Annotated in this window: 14 protein-coding genes; 11 read left to right on the top strand and 3 right to left on the bottom strand. The window is 70.4% G+C overall.

Translation table 11 applies throughout. The features are described from left to right. Window positions 1-95 precede the first annotated feature (95 nt). On the bottom strand, window positions 96-2,129 hold the full coding sequence (locus RSA25_RS13820; protein WP_332809442.1) for a M3 family metallopeptidase: 2,034 nt from the start codon (window positions 2,127-2,129) through the stop codon (window positions 96-98). Between the two features lie 85 nt (window positions 2,130-2,214). Continuing rightward, window positions 2,215-3,333 (bottom strand): PLP-dependent cysteine synthase family protein, encoded by a 1,119-nt coding sequence (locus tag RSA25_RS13815; protein WP_332809441.1) that lies wholly within the window; start codon window positions 3,331-3,333, stop codon window positions 2,215-2,217. 111 nt (window positions 3,334-3,444) lie between these two features. On the opposite strand from RSA25_RS13815, the gene gloA reads away from it, so the two are divergent. The 10 genes from gloA (at window position 3,445) to RSA25_RS13765 (ending at window position 13,671) form a co-directional block, all read left to right on the top strand. Continuing rightward, window positions 3,445-3,972 carry a lactoylglutathione lyase gene (gloA, locus tag RSA25_RS13810; protein ID WP_332809440.1) on the top strand — a complete coding sequence of 176 codons (528 nt, stop codon included), beginning with the start codon at window positions 3,445-3,447 and terminating at the stop codon, window positions 3,970-3,972. Between the two features lie 164 nt (window positions 3,973-4,136). Further along, entirely contained in the window at window positions 4,137-4,565 is a 429-nt protein-coding gene (locus tag RSA25_RS13805; protein WP_332809439.1) for a VOC family protein, read from the top strand. A gap of 109 nt (window positions 4,566-4,674) precedes the next feature. Then, entirely contained in the window at window positions 4,675-5,964 is a 1,290-nt protein-coding gene (locus tag RSA25_RS13800; protein WP_332809438.1) for a putative DNA modification/repair radical SAM protein, read from the top strand. Continuing rightward, the gene (locus RSA25_RS13795) at window positions 5,948-7,426 is read left to right on the top strand and encodes a UdgX family uracil-DNA binding protein (protein WP_332809437.1); all 1,479 of its coding nucleotides are present in this window, start codon (window positions 5,948-5,950) and stop codon (window positions 7,424-7,426) included. Before RSA25_RS13800 ends, RSA25_RS13795 begins: the two co-directional genes overlap by 17 nt. Before the next feature lie 134 nt (window positions 7,427-7,560). Beyond that, window positions 7,561-8,577, top strand: a complete 1,017-nt coding sequence (locus RSA25_RS13790; protein WP_332809436.1) for a beta-ketoacyl-ACP synthase 3 — start codon at window positions 7,561-7,563, stop codon at window positions 8,575-8,577. Window positions 8,578-8,579: 2 nt separating this feature from the next. Continuing rightward, window positions 8,580-9,572 carry an NAD(P)-dependent oxidoreductase gene (locus tag RSA25_RS13785; protein ID WP_332809435.1) on the top strand — a complete coding sequence of 331 codons (993 nt, stop codon included), beginning with the start codon at window positions 8,580-8,582 and terminating at the stop codon, window positions 9,570-9,572. Further along, window positions 9,559-10,392 carry an MBL fold metallo-hydrolase gene (locus RSA25_RS13780; protein ID WP_332809434.1) on the top strand — a complete coding sequence of 278 codons (834 nt, stop codon included), beginning with the start codon at window positions 9,559-9,561 and terminating at the stop codon, window positions 10,390-10,392. The genes RSA25_RS13785 and RSA25_RS13780 overlap by 14 nt, the downstream gene beginning before the upstream one ends. Continuing rightward, window positions 10,389-11,552, top strand: coding sequence for an ATP-grasp domain-containing protein (locus RSA25_RS13775; RefSeq protein WP_332809433.1), 1,164 nt, complete (start codon window positions 10,389-10,391; stop codon window positions 11,550-11,552). The genes RSA25_RS13780 and RSA25_RS13775 overlap by 4 nt, the downstream gene beginning before the upstream one ends. Continuing rightward, the gene (locus RSA25_RS13770) at window positions 11,549-12,661 is read left to right on the top strand and encodes a hypothetical protein (RefSeq protein WP_332809432.1); all 1,113 of its coding nucleotides are present in this window, start codon (window positions 11,549-11,551) and stop codon (window positions 12,659-12,661) included. The genes RSA25_RS13775 and RSA25_RS13770 overlap by 4 nt, the downstream gene beginning before the upstream one ends. After that, the gene (locus RSA25_RS13765) at window positions 12,658-13,671 is read left to right on the top strand and encodes an aromatic ring-hydroxylating dioxygenase subunit alpha (protein WP_332809431.1); all 1,014 of its coding nucleotides are present in this window, start codon (window positions 12,658-12,660) and stop codon (window positions 13,669-13,671) included. Before RSA25_RS13770 ends, RSA25_RS13765 begins: the two co-directional genes overlap by 4 nt. 52 nt (window positions 13,672-13,723) lie before the next feature. On the opposite strand, the gene RSA25_RS13760 is transcribed toward RSA25_RS13765, so the two are convergent. Continuing rightward, the gene (locus tag RSA25_RS13760; protein ID WP_332809430.1) at window positions 13,724-14,155 is read right to left on the bottom strand and encodes a CBS domain-containing protein; all 432 of its coding nucleotides are present in this window, start codon (window positions 14,153-14,155) and stop codon (window positions 13,724-13,726) included. A 271-nt stretch (window positions 14,156-14,426) separates the two neighbouring features. Here RSA25_RS13760 and RSA25_RS13755 point away from each other — a divergent pair, with 271 nt between their 5' ends. Next, the gene (locus tag RSA25_RS13755) at window positions 14,427-15,320 is read left to right on the top strand and encodes a 4'-phosphopantetheinyl transferase superfamily protein (RefSeq protein WP_332809429.1); all 894 of its coding nucleotides are present in this window, start codon (window positions 14,427-14,429) and stop codon (window positions 15,318-15,320) included. The last annotated feature ends 264 nt before the right edge of the window (window positions 15,321-15,584 follow it).

The raw sequence follows: 15,584 nt of genomic DNA, 5'->3' as shown, positions 1-15,584 counted from the left end.
CTCGGAACGCATGACGTCATGTGCCGGCGGGATCGCGCTGAGCCGGCCAGCGGCCGGCACTACCGGGATGGCGCCATGCGCGATCCGGTCCGGGATCACGCCATGCCGTTATGCCGCAGCAGCGCTTCCACCGTCGGCGCACGCCCGCGGAACGCGGCGAAGTTCTCCGCCGCGCTGCGGCTGCCGCCGCGTGACAGCACCTCGTCGCGGAAGCGCTGGCCGGTCTCGGCCACCCGCTCCGGTGCTTCCTCGAAGGCGGCATAGGCATCGGCGCTGAGCACTTCGGCCCACTTGTAGCTGTAGTAACCGGCCGCATACCCGCCGGCGAAGATGTGGCTGAACTGGTGCGGGAAACGGCTCCAGGCCGGCGGCCGGTTTACCGCCACTTCCTCGCGGACGCGGTCCAGCAGCTGCAGCACGGTGTCCTGCACCGGGTCGAAGCCGCTGTGCAGCTGCATGTCGAACAGCGCGAACTCCAGCTGGCGCACGGTGAACATGCCGCTCTGGAAGTTGCGCGCGGCCAGCATGCGGTCGAACAAGGCGCGCGGCAGCGGTTCGCCGCTGTCCACGTGCGCGGTCATCGCCTGCACGCGGTCCCATTCCCAGCAGAAGTTCTCCATGAACTGGCTGGGCAGCTCCACCGCGTCCCATTCCACGCCGTTGATGCCGGCCACGGCCAGCTCGCCGATGCGGGTCAGCAACTGGTGCAGGCCATGGCCCATTTCGTGGAACAGGGTGGTGACTTCGTCGTGGCTGAAGGTGGCCGGCTTGCCCTCGGCGCCGCGGCCGAAATTGCAGACCAGGTAGACCAGCGGCGTCTGCACGCCGGCAGGCGTATCGCGGCGGTTGCGGCCGTCATCCATCCACGCCCCGCCGCGCTTGCCTTCGCGTGCGTACAGGTCCAGGTAGAATTGGCCCACCAGGGCGCCCTGCGCATCCACCAGCCGGAAGAAGCGCACGTCCGGGTGCCACACCGGCGCGCTGTCGGGCTGCACCTTGAGCCCGTACAGGCCCTCGATCACGCTGAACAGGCCATCCAGCACCTTGGGTTCGGTGAAGTAGCGCTTCACGTCCTGCTCGGCGTAGCTGTACTGGGCCTGCTTGAGCTGCTCGCTGGCGAAGGCGAGGTCCCAGGCTTCCAGCGTGTCCAGGCCCAGTTCGTCGCGGGCGAAGGCGTCCAACGCGGCGCGGTCGCGCTGCGCATGCGGCTTGGCGCGGGCGGCCAGATCACGCAGGAAGTGCAGCACCTGCCCGGCGTCATCGGCCATCTTGGTGGCGATGGAGTATTCGGCGTAGTTGGCGAACCCGAGCAGGGCGGCCAGTTCGGCGCGCAGGGCGAGCACGCGGTCGATGTGGGCGCTGTTGTCCAGGGCCGGATCGCCGAACTCGGAAGCGCGCTGCGCGTTGGCGCGGTACAGCGCTTCGCGCAGCGGGCGGTGGCGGGCATAGGTGAGCACCGGCAGGTAGCACGGCATCTGCAGGGTCAGCTTCCAGCCCGGCAGGCCGTCCTTTTCCGCCGCCGCGCGTGCGCTGGCGATCACTTCCCCGGGCAGCCCGTCCAGTTCGGCGCGGCTCTCCACGTGCAGCGACCACGCATCGGTGGCATCCAGCACGTTCTGCGAGAAGGTGGCCGACAGGCCCGACAGCGCCTCCATGATCGCGCTGAAACGCGCCTTGCCGGCCTCGTCCAGCTCGGCGCCGCCCAGGCGGAAATCACGCAGCGCGTTGTCCAGCACCTTGCGCTGGGCCGCATCGAACTGCGCGGCCTCCGGGCTGGCGGCCAGCGCGCGGTACTGCCGGTACAGCGCCAGGTTCTGGCCCAGCGCGCTGCCGAAGCGGGTCACCCGCGGCAGGTTGGCGTTGTAGGCCTCGCGCAGCGCCGGGGTGTTGACCACCGCCTGCAGGTGGCCGACCTGGCCCCAGGCCCGCCCCAACCGCTCGGTGGCATCGTCCAGTGGCACCACGAAGCTGGCCCAGGTGACCGGGCTGACGGTTTCGGCGGCGGCGACGGCGGCCTCGGCCTCTGCCAGCAGCACGTCCAGCGCCGGGGCAACATGCTCGGGCTGGATCTGGTCGAACGGCGGCAGGCCGGAAAAATCGAGCAGGGGGTTGGGGGGTGTCACGGGCATCTCCAGACAGCGGGGCCGCCGTAGCGGCATTCCCCCACCATATGGCATCGCCCGCCGGCCCGCACAAGCCCCGCCGCTGATCCTTTCAGGCCGGGTACAACGCTTCCAGCGACGCGCACGGCAGCAGGGGCAGGCCCTGCCCGGCCACCGCGGCGGCCAGCAAGGCATCGGCGTCGGTCACGTCGATGCCCTGGCGCGGGTACCAGTCCGGGTTGTAGTAGCTGTGCGCATAGCGCTCGCCGCTGTCGCACAGGATGGTGACGATCGAGCCGCTGCGGCCGGCCTGGCGCATCATCTGCGCCGCCTGCAGCACGCCGATGAAGTTGGTGCCGGTGGAGCCACCGACGCGGCGGCCCAGCTGCCGGCTCACGTGCCGCATCGCGGCCAGGCTCAACGCATCGGGCACCTTGACCATCGCATCGACACTGGTGGGGATGAAGCTCGATTCCACCCGCGGCCGGCCGATGCCTTCCACCCGCGACCCGCCGCTGCAGGTGAGCTCGCGCCAGGGCTCGCCCGCCAGCGCGGCGCAGTAGCCGTCATAGAACACCGACACTTCCGGGTCGGCGCACAGGATGCGGGTGTCATGCCGGCGATAGCTGACATAGCGGCCCAGCGTGGCGGCGGTGCCGCCGGTGCCCGGGCTGCACACGATCCACTCCGGCACCGGATGCGGTTCCTCGGCCATCTGCTTGAAGATGGATTCGGCGATGTTGTTGTTGGCACGCCAGTCGGTGGCGCGCTCGGCGTAGGTGAACTGGTCCATGAAGTGGCCACCGGTGTCGCGCGCCAGCTTTTCCGAATCGCAGTTCAGGTCGCAGGCGCGTTCCACCAGGTGGCAGCGGCCGCCATGGAATTCGATCGCGGCGATCTTCTCCGGCGAGGTGGTGGCCGGCATCACCGCGATGAACGGCAGCCCCAGCAGGCGCGCGAAGTAGGCCTCGGACACCGCCGTGGAGCCGCTGGAGGCCTCGATCACCGGCCGCCCTTCGCGCAGCCAGCCATTGGCCAGCGCATACAGGAACAGCGAGCGCGCCAGCCGATGCTTCAGGCTGCCGGTGGGATGGCTGGATTCGTCCTTGAAGTACAGGTCGATGCCCGGATGCCCCGGCAGATCCATCGGGATCAGGTGGGTATCGGCGGACCGGTTGAAATCGGCTTCGATCTTGCGGATGGCGGCGGCCACCCATTCACGCTGCGACATGGCCAGGACTGTGCAAGGAGACGCAGCATTCTACGTCGCCTTGCCACCGGCCCGCTAAAATGGCGCCTGACGGCCGTCGCGTGCACGGCCCCCGCTGCCCCAGGATCCCCCATGAGCCTTGCTTCTTTCCAGACCCAGCCCGGCGTTGCCGCCCAGGTGCCAGCCGAGACCACCGGTTTCGTTTTCAACCACACCATGCTGCGCGTGAAGGACGTGGCCGCCTCGCTGGCCTTCTACACCGGCGTGCTCGGCTTCCGCCTGATCGACCAGCGTGATTTCGCCGAGGCCGGGTTCAGCCTGTATTTCCTGGCCCTGCTGCCGGCCGGCACCGTCGTGCCCGAGGGCGATGATGCGCGCCGCGTGTGGATGGCCGGCATTCCCGGCGTGCTGGAACTGACCCACAACCACGGCACCGAAACCCAGGACGGGGCGGTGTACCACGATGGCAACAGCGACCCGCGCGGCTTCGGCCACATCTGCGTGTCCGTGCCGGACATCCAGGCCGCCTGCCAGCGCTTCGACGCGCTCCAGGTGCCCTACCAGAAGCGCCTGGAAGACGGCCGCATGAAGCACCTGGCCTTCATCAAGGACCCGGACGGCTACTGGGTGGAGATCATCTCCAACACCCCGATCGCCTGATCCGGCGGGCGTCGGGCGGGCCGCGCGGCGCGGGTTGACCATCGCGCGGCCCGTCCCGCGCCCGGCAAGGGGCGGCGCGGCGCTCAGCAAGGTGCACATCGCGCCAATGCCGGGCGCGGGCCGCGGTGGTATACCTGCGCACCTGCCCAACCTGTGGAGTGCGCATGGAGACCATGGAACTGCATCGCGGCCGCCTGATCGACCACCTGCAACTGGTGGTCAAGGACCTGGCCGCCAGCCGACGCTTCTACCAGGCCGTGTTCGATACCCTGGGCATCCCCGTCGGGGGTGAAGGCGATACGTATTTCTGGGCCGATGAGCTGTTCATCTCCAGCGCCGACAGCGAGGCCGCCGCCGGCCAGCTCACCGGCCGCCACCACCTGGCCTTCCAGGCACGCGACCGCGCCACCGTGGACGCCTTCCACGTCGCCGCCCTGGCCAACGGCGGCACCGACCACGGTGCGCCGGGCGAACGCCCCTACCATCCCGGCTACTACGCCGCCTTCGCGCTCGATCCGGATGGCAACAACATCGAAGTGGTGTTCCATGGGCCGGCGACCTACAGCGCCGACTCGGTGAAGGTCACCTTCTAGGGCGGGTTCATCAGCCGCGGCGGCGGCCGGCGTGTCGAACGTCTGAACGCTTCAGTGAACCGTTTCACCATTCTCAAGGGATGAGACGGGCCTGTCCTAGCGTGCGCGCATGGAAACCATCCGCAAGCTGGCCATCCTTGCCGATGCCGCCAAATACGATGCCTCCTGCGCCTCCAGTGGTGCAGGCAAGCGCAATTCCGCCCGGTCCGGCGGGATCGGCAGCACCGAGGGCGCCGGCATCTGCCACAGCTACACGCCCGATGGCCGCTGCGTGTCGTTGCTGAAGATCCTGCTCACCAACTTCTGCATCTACGACTGCGCCTACTGCGTTAACCGCGTGTCCAGCAACGTGCAGCGCGCGCGCTTCAACGTGGAAGAGGTGGTCGCGCTGACGATGGATTTCTACAAGCGCAACTACATCGAAGGCCTGTTCCTCTCCAGCGGCATCATCCGCAATGCCGACTACACCATGGAGCGCATGGTGGAGGTGGCGCGGCAACTGCGCGAGCAGCACCGGTTTGCCGGCTACATCCACCTCAAGACCATTCCCGAGGCCTCGCCCGAGCTGCTGGCGGCGGCCGGCCGGTATGCCGATCGCCTGTCGATCAACATCGAACTGCCCACCGAATCGGGCCTGGCCAGCTATGCGCCGGAGAAGTCGATGCCGTCCATCCGCGGTGCGATGGGCGAGCTGAGCTGGCGCATCGACGAGGCCAAGGAAGCGCGCAAGGCCACCCCCGCCCGGGCCCTGGCCTCGCCGCTGCCGCGCGCCCGCTCTGCCCGTGCCCCCGCCTTCGCCCCGGCCGGGCAGAGCACGCAGATGATCGTCGGCGCCGACGGCGCCAGCGACAAGCAGATCCTCGGCACCGCCGACAACCTCTACGGCAACTACCGCATGCGCCGGGTGTATTACTCGGCCTTCAGCCCGATCCCCGATGCGAGCAAGGCACTGCCGTTGCAGGCACCACCGCTGGCGCGCGAGCACCGCCTGTACCAGGCCGACTGGCTGCTGCGCTTCTACGGCTATGCGGTGGAAGAAATCACCGACGCCACCCAGGGCGGCATGCTCGACCTGGACATCGACCCCAAGATGGCCTGGGCGATCCGCCATCCCGAGCGCTTTCCGGTGGACATCAACACCGCGCCGAAGGAACTGCTGCTGCGCATTCCCGGCCTGGGCGTGCGCAACGTCAAGCGCGTGCTGATGGCGCGCCGGCACGGCCGCCTGCGCGTGGCCGACGTGGCGCGGCTGCGTGCACCGATGGGCAAGCTGCTGCCGTTCGTGCAACTGGCCGACCATCATCCGCGCGCGGCGCTGGACAACCCGACCGCATTGCGCGCGCGCCTGGCCCCGCCGCCGCGGCAGGGCGCCCTGTTTGGCGATGCCGGCGCGTCCTGACGCGCCGCGCTGGAGCGCGCGCGTAGACCCGGCCTGGTCGCTGGAGGCCTGGCGGGCGGTCGCGCGCGAGGCCCTGCAGCGGCAGGTGGCACCCGAACAACTGGATTGGCTGCCTGGCGGCGAGTCCTCGCTGCTGGACGCACCCTCGGTGCTGCACGCACCCCTGCCCGCCGATGCGCCGGCGCGCGTGCCCGCGGTGCCGCGCGACTTCCTCGAACTGGCCGCCACCTGCCTGTGCCACGGTGAGCCTCAGCGGTTGGCACTGCTGTACCGCATGCTGTGGCGGATCACCCACGGGCAACGTGGCCTGCTGACCAATCCGGCCGACCCGGACGTGCTGCGCGCCATGGCGCTGGCGCAGGCGGTGCGCCGCGATTCGCACAAGATGAAGGCCTTCGTGCGCTTCCGCGAAGTGCCCGGCGAGGAAGATGCCTTCATCGCGTGGTTCGAACCCACCCACCACATCCTCGACCGCGTGGCACCGTTCTTCGCGCGCCGCTTCACCGGCATGCGCTGGGCGATCCTCACCCCCGCGCGCAGCGTGCACTGGGACGGACACGCGCTCGCGTTCGGTCCCGGCGGCACCCAGGACCAGGCACCGCGTGCCGATGCCAACGAAGACCTCTGGCGCACCTACTACGCCAGCATCTTCAATCCGGCCCGGCTCAACACGCGGATGATGCAGCTGGAAATGCCGGCCAAGTACTGGAAGCACCTGCCCGAAGCCGCGCTGCTGCCCACGCTGGTGCGCGATGCCGGCGATCGCGTGCAGGACATGCATGACCGCGCCGCGCAGGCCCCGCAACGCCGCATTCCCGAACGCCATATCGCGGTGCGCGGGCCGGCCACCGCCAACGGCGACGACCTGGACGCCCTGCGCACCGCCGCAGCGGCCTGCCGCCGCTGTCCGCTATGGGAGCCGGCCACCCAGACCGTGTTCGGCGAAGGCCCGCGCGATGCCCGGGTGATGCTGGTCGGCGAACAACCCGGCGATGCCGAGGACCTCAGCGGGCATCCCTTCGTCGGCCCGGCCGGCCAGCTGCTGGACCGTGTACTGGGCGAACTGGGCATCGACCGCAAGGCGCTGTACCTGACCAATGCGGTGAAGCACTTCCGCTTCGAACGGCGTGGCAAGCGCCGCATCCACAGCAAGGCGCAGGTCACCCATATCAACGCCTGCCGCCCGTGGCTGCTGAGCGAGATCGAACACGTGCGCCCGGCGGTGATCGTGTGCCTGGGCGCGAGCGCCGCCTCGGCCGTGTTCGGGGCCGGGTTCAACCTGATGGAGCACCATGGCCGCTGGCACACGCTGGAAGACGGCACCCGTGGACTGGCCACGGTGCACCCGGCCTGGGTGCTGCGGCAACCGCCCGGCGCGGCGCGCGAGGACGCCTACCGCCTGCTGCGCGACGACCTGGCCAACCTGGCGCGCGACGGGAACCTGCTCGATCCGGCGCCCTGACCGTAGCGCCGCCTGCCGCCGACCCCACGCCATTTGCTACCCTTTGCCGCGTCGGTTGCACCCTGCAGCTACCGCGTGCCGTCGTTCCTCCCTTCGAACGCGCCCGCGCACTTTACTGCGAGGCGACAGCTCGAATGGATCACGACGTTCCCCGCTCCATCCCCCTGCGCATCGTCGCGACCGGTGAATACATCCCGTCGCGCCGCATCGCGTCCACGACCTTCGACCAGCACTGGGGCAAGCCGGACGGCTGGACCCGGCGCCACGCCGGCATCGACTACCGCCATTTCGCCGGCCCCGATGAACCGGCCTCGATGATGGCCGCGCAGGCCGCCGAGGACGCGCTGCAGCGCGCCGGGCTGCGCGCCGACCAGGTGGACGTGGTGATCAGTGTCGGTGGGGTGATGGAACAGGCCATCCCCTGCACCGCCGCGCTCGTGCATCAGCGGCTGGGCCTGGCCGGCACCGGCATCCCTGCCTTCGACATCAACGCCACCTGCCTCGGATTCCTCGTCGCGCTGGACCTGGTGGCCGCGGCACTGGCCACGCACCGCTACCGGCGCGCGTTGGTGGTGGCCGGCGAAGTGGCCTCGGCCGGGCTCAACTGGGACGACACCGATACCGCGGCGTTGTTCGGCGATGGTGGCGCGGCGGTGATCGTGGAAGCCGCCGGGGAGGACAGTGGGTCGTGCCTGCTCGCCTCGCACATGGAAACCTTCAGCGAAGGTACCGGGTTCTGCCAGGTCCGCGCCGGCGGCACGCGCGTGCGCCTGGCCGACGGTGCCGAGGCGTTCGCCGCCGCCTCGCAGTTCGAGATGTCCGGGCGCGCCACCTACCGGCTGGCCGCGCAGAAACTGCCCGGCTTCATGCAGACCCTGCTGCAGCGCGCGGGCGTGACGGTCGACCAGGTGCCGCTGCTGGTGCCGCACCAGGCCAGCGCCAAGGCGCTGGACCACCTGCAACGCGCGCTGCGGCTGCCGCCGGGTTCGCTGGTGCGCATCCTGCAGACCCACGGCAACCAGATGGCCGCCTCCATCCCGCTGGCGCTGCACCATGCCATCCAGGCCGGCGACCTGCGCCGCGGCCAGCTGTTTGCCATGGTCGGTTCCGGTGCCGGGCTGTCCTTCGCCGGCGCCGTGCTGAGGTACTGAGCATGGCGCAGATCCTGGTCACCGGCGCCTCCGGTTTCATCGGCCAGCACGTCGCCACGCAGCTGGCCACCACGGGCCATCAGGTCATCGCCACCGGGCGCGATCAAACACGCCTGCCCTTGGGCAACGCGACGATCCGCCGCCTGCCCGCCGACCTGGCCAGCGACGCGCTGGACGGCCTGCTGGAGGGCTGCGAGGTCGTGGTGCATTGCGCGGCCCTGTCCTCGCCCTGGGGCCGGGCCGAAGACTTCCAGCGCGCGAACGTGACCGCGACCGCACGCCTGCTCGACGCCTCGCGCCGCCACCGGGTGCGTCGCTTCATCCACCTCGGCTCGCCCAGCATCTACTTCCAGTTCCGCGACCAGTACGACCTCGGCGAAGCCTTCACGCCGCCCGCGCGCTGGATCACCGACTACGCGCGCAGCAAGTGGGCATCCGAGTGCCAGGTGCTTGCGGCCACCGGCCACGGCATGCAGACCCTGATCCTGCGCCCGCGCGCGGTGTATGGCGAAGGCGACCGCGCCATCCTGCCGCGCCTGCTGGCCGTGGCCGCGCGCGGCTGGTTCCCGCTGATCCATGGCGGCCGCGCCCTGATCGACGTCACCCACATCGACAACCTGGTCGCGCTGATCGCGCACTGCGTGGATGCCGACGTGCCCGGTGACGGGCGCGCCTACAACGTGAGCAACGGCGCGCCGGTGCAGGTGCGCACGCTGCTGGAAACGCTGTTTGCCGCGCTGGCCCAACCGGTACGCCTGGTGCCGCTGCCGCGCGGCGCGGCGCTGGCCCTGGCCACGCTCGCCGAGCAGTGGGCGCGGTGCCGGCCCGGCCAGCCCGAGCCGCGCCTGAGCCGCTATGGGGTGGGCGTGCTCGGTTATTCGCAGACGCTGGACATCGGCCGCGCACGGCGCGAGCTGGCCTACCAGCCGCACACCGACCTGGCCGCGAGCCTGGCCCGCTACGCGCACGCGTGGAGGGCACATGGTCCGGCTTGACTGGCGGCTCTACGAAGCCGGGTACTGCACCCATCCCGAGCGCGCCACCCGCCAGGGCGCGCCGACGCGCACCTGCGAGTTCCCCGCGCTGGTGGCGCTGCTGCGGCACCCCACGCACGGCTGGATCCTGTTCGACACCGGCTATTCCGAACACTTCCTGCACGCGACGGCGGCGTTCCCCGAGCGCCTGTACCGCATGGTGACCCCGGTCCACCTCGGGCCGCAGGCATCGCTGGCCGCCCAGCTGCGAAGCGATGGCGTCGACCCCGGCCAGATCGCCTGGGTCGTGGTGTCGCACCTGCATGGCGACCATATCGGCGGCCTGGCCGATTTCCCGCAGGCGCGCGTGGCCTGTTCGCGCGAGGCCTGGGACGACCTGCAGGCGCGCTCGCGCCTGGGCGCCCTGCGCATCGGCCTGCTGCCGGCGTTGCTGGAACAGTGGAAGCACGCACCGCCGCACTGGTTTGAAGACCGTGCCCCGGTCCCATTGCCGGCGCCGCTGGCCGCCTTCGGTGCCGGCAGGGACCTGTTCGGCGATGGCAGCCTGCTGCTGGTGCCGCTGCCCGGGCATGCCGCCGGCCACTACGGCGCGCTGTTCGATGACGGCCAGGGCCCGGTGTTCCTGGTGGCCGATGCCAGCTGGTCCTCGCAGGCGATCCGCGACAACACACCGCCGCCGGCCCTGGTCACCGCGTGGCTGGGCAGTACCGGCGTCTACCGCCACACGCTGGCCCAGCTGCATGCCCTGCACCTGGCCGCGCCCCAGGTGCGCCTGGTGCCCTCGCACTGCCCGGAGTGGCGCCCGCAGGCGCAACCATGAGCGGGCGTGTGCTGATCCTCGGCGGGCGCGCCCCGGTGGCGCTGGACCACGCGCGCCGCTTCCACCACCTCGGCTGGCACGTGCAGGTGGCCGACAGCATTCCCTGCCGGCTGACGGGCTGGTCATCGGCCGTAGCCGCCACCCACGCGTTGCGACCGGCGCGCTTCGACGCCCGCGGGTTCGTCACCGACCTCAACCGCATCGTCCGCGACCAGCGCATCGACCTGGTGCTGCCCACCTGCGAGGAAGCCCTGCACGTGGCGCGCCACCGCGCCGCCCTGCCGGCCACCCTGCAGGTGGCGGTGGACGACTTCGACGTGCTGGCCGCGCTGCACAGCAAGTGGGACTTCCTGCGCACCGCGCGCCAGCACGGCATGCCGGTGCCCGACAGCGGCCGGGTGCGCACCCTGGCGCAGGCGCGCGAGTGGGCCCAGGGGCGCGCGGTGGTGCTCAAGCCGGAGTTCTCGCGGTTCGGCGTGCACGTGCGGCTGTACCCGCAGGGCATTCCCGCCGATGCCGTCGAGCTGCCGGCGCTGGGCCACTGGGTGGTGCAGGCGTATCTGCACGGCGATGAACTGTGCAGCTATGCCATCGCCCACCGCGGCCGCCTGCTGGCCCATGCGATCTACCGGCCCACGCACCGGCTTCGGCGCAGCTCCAGCTACTACTTCGAACCGGTCCAGCGGCCGGCCCTGCGCGATGCGATCGCCGCGCTGGTACGCGGCACGCACTACAGCGGCCAGCTGTCCTTCGACTGGATCGAGGCGGCCGACGGCCGCGCGCACGCCCTGGAGTGCAATCCGCGCGCGACCAGTGGCCTGCACCTGTTCCCCAGCGACGTGGACCTGCCGGCCGCACTGCTGGGCGACGGCGGCCTGCGCGAGCCGGTCTCGCCCAGGGCGCGCATGATCGCGGTGCTGATGGCCAGCGCCGGCCTGCAGGACGCCCTGCGGCGCGGCCAGCCGCGCGCGTGGCAGCACGACTGGCAGCGCGCCGACGACGTGATCGCCGTTGCCGGCGACCGCCGGCCGCCGCTGGGCAGCCTGCTCGACCTGGCCTCCTATGCCCGGTTGGCGCTGCGCCAGCGATGCTCCCTGCGCGAAGCAGCCACCCGGGACATCGAGTGGGATGGCGAACCGCTGGACACCGTGTCGGCATGAGCATGCCGGCGGACACGGACGCGCGCTTCGCGGCCAGTGCGCGCGCCTTCGCCGCGTTTCATGCCGGGCCCGGGGCGGGCACGCACGTCCCCAACCTGCACGCGCGCATCGACACCCTGCCCACCGCGGCCGGCGACCTGCCCGTCAGCATCCATGACGGCCGCGCAGGCGATGCCTGGGTGTGCTCGCCGCGCACCACCTACGCCGACTATGCCGCCGAGGAAGGCGCGCGCTACCTGCCCGGCTGGGCGGCGCCGGTAGCGCTGCGCGTGATCGCCTCGCTCGGCCGGTCGTTGCAGTGGAGCGGGCTCGACCGCGCCGTTCCCAACACCAACTGGCTGCTGTCCACCAACCTCTACCCCACCCTCGGCCTGGTCGATCCCGCCGCGCTGGTGCAGGCGGCGATCGCCCGCTGGCCCGGGCACACGCTGTGGTTCCGCTCGCTCAACGCGCACGACAATGCCGACTGGCTCGCCGCGCTGGAGGCCGTGGGCGGCCAGCGCGTGACCAGCCGCCAGGTGTACCTGTACGACGATTTCGACACCCTGGCGCGCCGGCACGGCAACCTCAAGGCGGACCTGGCGCTGCTGCGCAGGACACCCCTGCAGCATTGCCGCGACCAGGACGTGACCGAGGCCGACTACGCGCGCATCGCCGAGCTCTACGCGCTGCTCTACATCGGCAAGCACTCGCGCTTCAATCCCGTTTACGACGCGCGCTTCCTGCGCCAGTGGCACCGCGCCGGCCTGCTCACCTTCGAGGGCTTCCGCACCGACGACGGCCGCCTGGCGTGCGTGCTGGGGCTGTACCGGCAGGGCCGCACCGCCACCGCGCCCATCGTCGGCTACGACACCGCGCAGCCGCAGAAAATGGCGCTGTACCGCCTGGCCACCGCGTGCGCCTATCGCGCCTGCCTGGCCAACGGCTGGCGCCTGAACTTCAGCGCGGGCGCGGCCGGGTTCAAGCGGTTGCGTGGCGGGGTGCCCGCCATCGAATACAGCGTCGTCTTCGCGCGGCACCTGCCCCGGCACACGCGCCTGGCGGTGACCGCGCTGTCCTCCCTGACGTGCCGGCTCGGCACCCCCCTGCTGCGCGGATTCGGCCTATGACCCCCTGGCATCCCCTGTTGTCCACCCACTGGTACGCGGTGGCCCGCGCCGACGAGGTGCGCACCCGGCCAGTGGCCGTCACCCTGCTGGACACGCACATCGCGTTGGCGCGCACCGCCGGCGGTGCCTTGATCGCGCTGGAAGACCGCTGCCCGCACCGCCATGCGCCGCTTTCGTCCGGCTGCGTGGTCGGTGAACGCCTGGCCTGCCCGTACCACGGCTGGTCGTTCGATGCGGACGGACGCCTGCGCGACGTGCCCGGCCTGCCAGCGGACAAGGCGCCGCCTGCGATCAGCGTCCGCCGCTTCGCCACCTGCGAGCGGGATGGCTTCATCTGGCTGCGCCCGGCCGCCACCGGTGCCGAGCAGCCGAATGCCATGATCCGCGCCACCGATCCCGCCACCCGTCGCTTCCTGTGGCGCACGCGCTGGTCGGCGAACGTGGTCGATGCGATGGAGAATTTCCTCGACCCGCTGCACACCCATTTCATCCACGCCGGCCTGGTCCGCCGCGATGGCAAACGCGTGCAGGCCACCGCCTGCTTCCGCCCCACCGACGAAGGCTTCACGGTGGATTATCGCGGCATGCCCGCGCAGTCGGGGCTGCTGTATCGCCTGTTCGAATCCGAGCGCACCGCCGAACGCGCGCACTTCGCCGCCCCGGGCAGCACCCGGCTCGAGTACACCTATGCCAACGGCAGCCGCGTGCTGATCGACCTGCATTTCACCCCGCGCAGCGCCGTGGAAACCGACGTGTTCATCACCCTGCACGTCGAAGGCCGCTGGGCCCCGGCCTGGGCGGTGCGGTTGCTGGCCTGGCCCTTTTTGAAGCGGGTGAACGACCAGGACATGGCCATGCTCGCGCTGCAGGCGGGCAACAAGCGCCGGTTCGGCGAGCGCAATGGCGCTTCGACCTCGCTGGACATCGTGCGCGGCACGCTGGAGCATTTCTGGACGCAGGGCGTGATGCCCAGCGCGCCGGTGGCGCGCGACGTCAAGATGCTGCTGTGAAAGGCGCGTGCCGGGCGCGGTGCCGGCACGTCACCCGGGCATGGCACTGGCGTCAGTGCGCGGCCATGTAGATGTCCTGCAGGACGGCTTTTTCCAGCTCCAGCTCGCTCAGCAGGTTCTTGACGATATCGCCCAGGCTGAGGATGCCGACCAGCCGCGCATCCTCGGTGACCATCAGGTGGCGGTGCCGCGAGTAGGTCATCAGCGCCATGGCCTGCTTGAGGGTGGCATCCGGGGCGATGCCTTCCAGGCCCGCCGAGGGCAAGGTGGCGATCACGCGGCGACCGGCCTGCGGGCCATCGTCGGCCAGGCTGCGCACGATGTCCTTCTCGGAGATGATCCTTACCGGTGCATCGTCCTTCATCACCACCAGCGCGGCGATCTTGTGCGCGCTCATCTTGTGGGCGGCGGCACCGACGGTGTCGTCCACGTCGATGGTGACAATGGCTTCTTTCTTGGATTGCAGGAGTTCGCGGACGTTCATTCTTGTTTCCTGTTACAGGTTACTGAAGTCGAGAGATGCGCCTGGTTGCAGCGAGGGCGGCGGTACAACGTCCGTCGGCGCCTCGGTCACTCGATTCTACGACCGCCCCTTGGCCCAGGAGTTTGCAGATCTGGGACAGTTCGTCGCTGAAAACCGCTGACGACCCCGAGAATGGCACCGCGGCTGAAACCGACGCTGAATGCCCGCCCGGGCCAGGCCTAAAGTTCACCGCAGCTCGACCGACGGCCTGGGCTGGCCGCCCGGCCCCTGCATGCAATACTGGCGCGACGGCGCGATGGCCCCCTCTCCCCGGAAATTGACTTCCATGCCAGACGACCACGCCCCGTGCAGGCGGCCAGACACAGGTGATGCTGCGCTTGCAGTGGCGCCCGCCGGAAGCAGGCCCCACCATGCGCAACCGCGGCTGATGCACCTGCGTGCGGTGCCGATGCCGGCCAAGGCCAGTGCATTGCTTGCCGCCCGCAGCGCCCCGCTGCCTGGCATCGACGCGCGCCTGCACCTGCTCGAGTATTGCCCGAGCTGGTTCGACCCATCGTTGTTTGCCACCGTCGGCATGGCCTGCCCGGCGTCGATTGCACGAAGCGTGCCCAAGCGCCAGGCCGAGTTTCTGTTCGGTCGCCTGGCCGCGCGCACGGCGCTGGCCTCGCTGGGATGCGCCGACAACATCGAGGTGGGGATCGGCAGCGCCCGCCAGCCGCTGTGGCCGGCCGGTTTCATCGGCAGCATCACCCACGCCGGTCGCTACGCCGGCGCGGTCGTGCTGCCGCGGGATACGCACCAAGGCGTAGGCATCGATATCGAAGGCGTGGTCGAGGGCGACATGCGCGAGGCGTTGCTGGCCACGGCGCTGGACCCGGCCGAAGCGATGCTCCTGCATGAGGCACGGTGTGCCCATTGGTCACACGATGCCCTGATCACCGCCGCATTCTCCGCCAAGGAGAGTCTGTTCAAGGCCGCGTTCGGTGCGGTGGGGCGCTTCTTCGGGTTCGAAGCGGCGCGTTGCATTGGCTGGGATCGGCGCACGGGCCGGCTGCACCTCATGCTGACCGAGACACTCTGCCCCACCTTCCCGCAGGGCCGCATCTGCGAGATCGGCGTCTGGCGACTCGATCACGGCACCGTGTTCACCTGCTTGCGCTGCTAGACAGGGCGCGCGCCATCGGTCATGGCCGGACGTGCAATCGCGCCAACCGTCCTTGTTGGCCTTCCCTGCCGTGCTTGAGATCGCCGTTCAGCGTCGCGCTGCCGGGCCACGCCTGGGGATCACTTGCTGCGCGGGCCTGGCTCGACGGACGCGTCACCGTCGAGCCGCCGCATCGACCCTGCGCGCCTCGCGCACGGTCGGTGACCGCCTTACTCCACCGTCACGCTCTTGGCCAGGTTGCGCGGCTTGTCCACGTCCGTGCCG

This window comes from Stenotrophomonas sp., assembly GCF_036662295.1.
Lineage (GTDB): Bacteria > Pseudomonadota > Gammaproteobacteria > Xanthomonadales > Xanthomonadaceae > Stenotrophomonas.
Note: the sequence above shows the minus strand (reverse complement) of the source record. Positions and strands in the feature narration are given on the sequence as shown.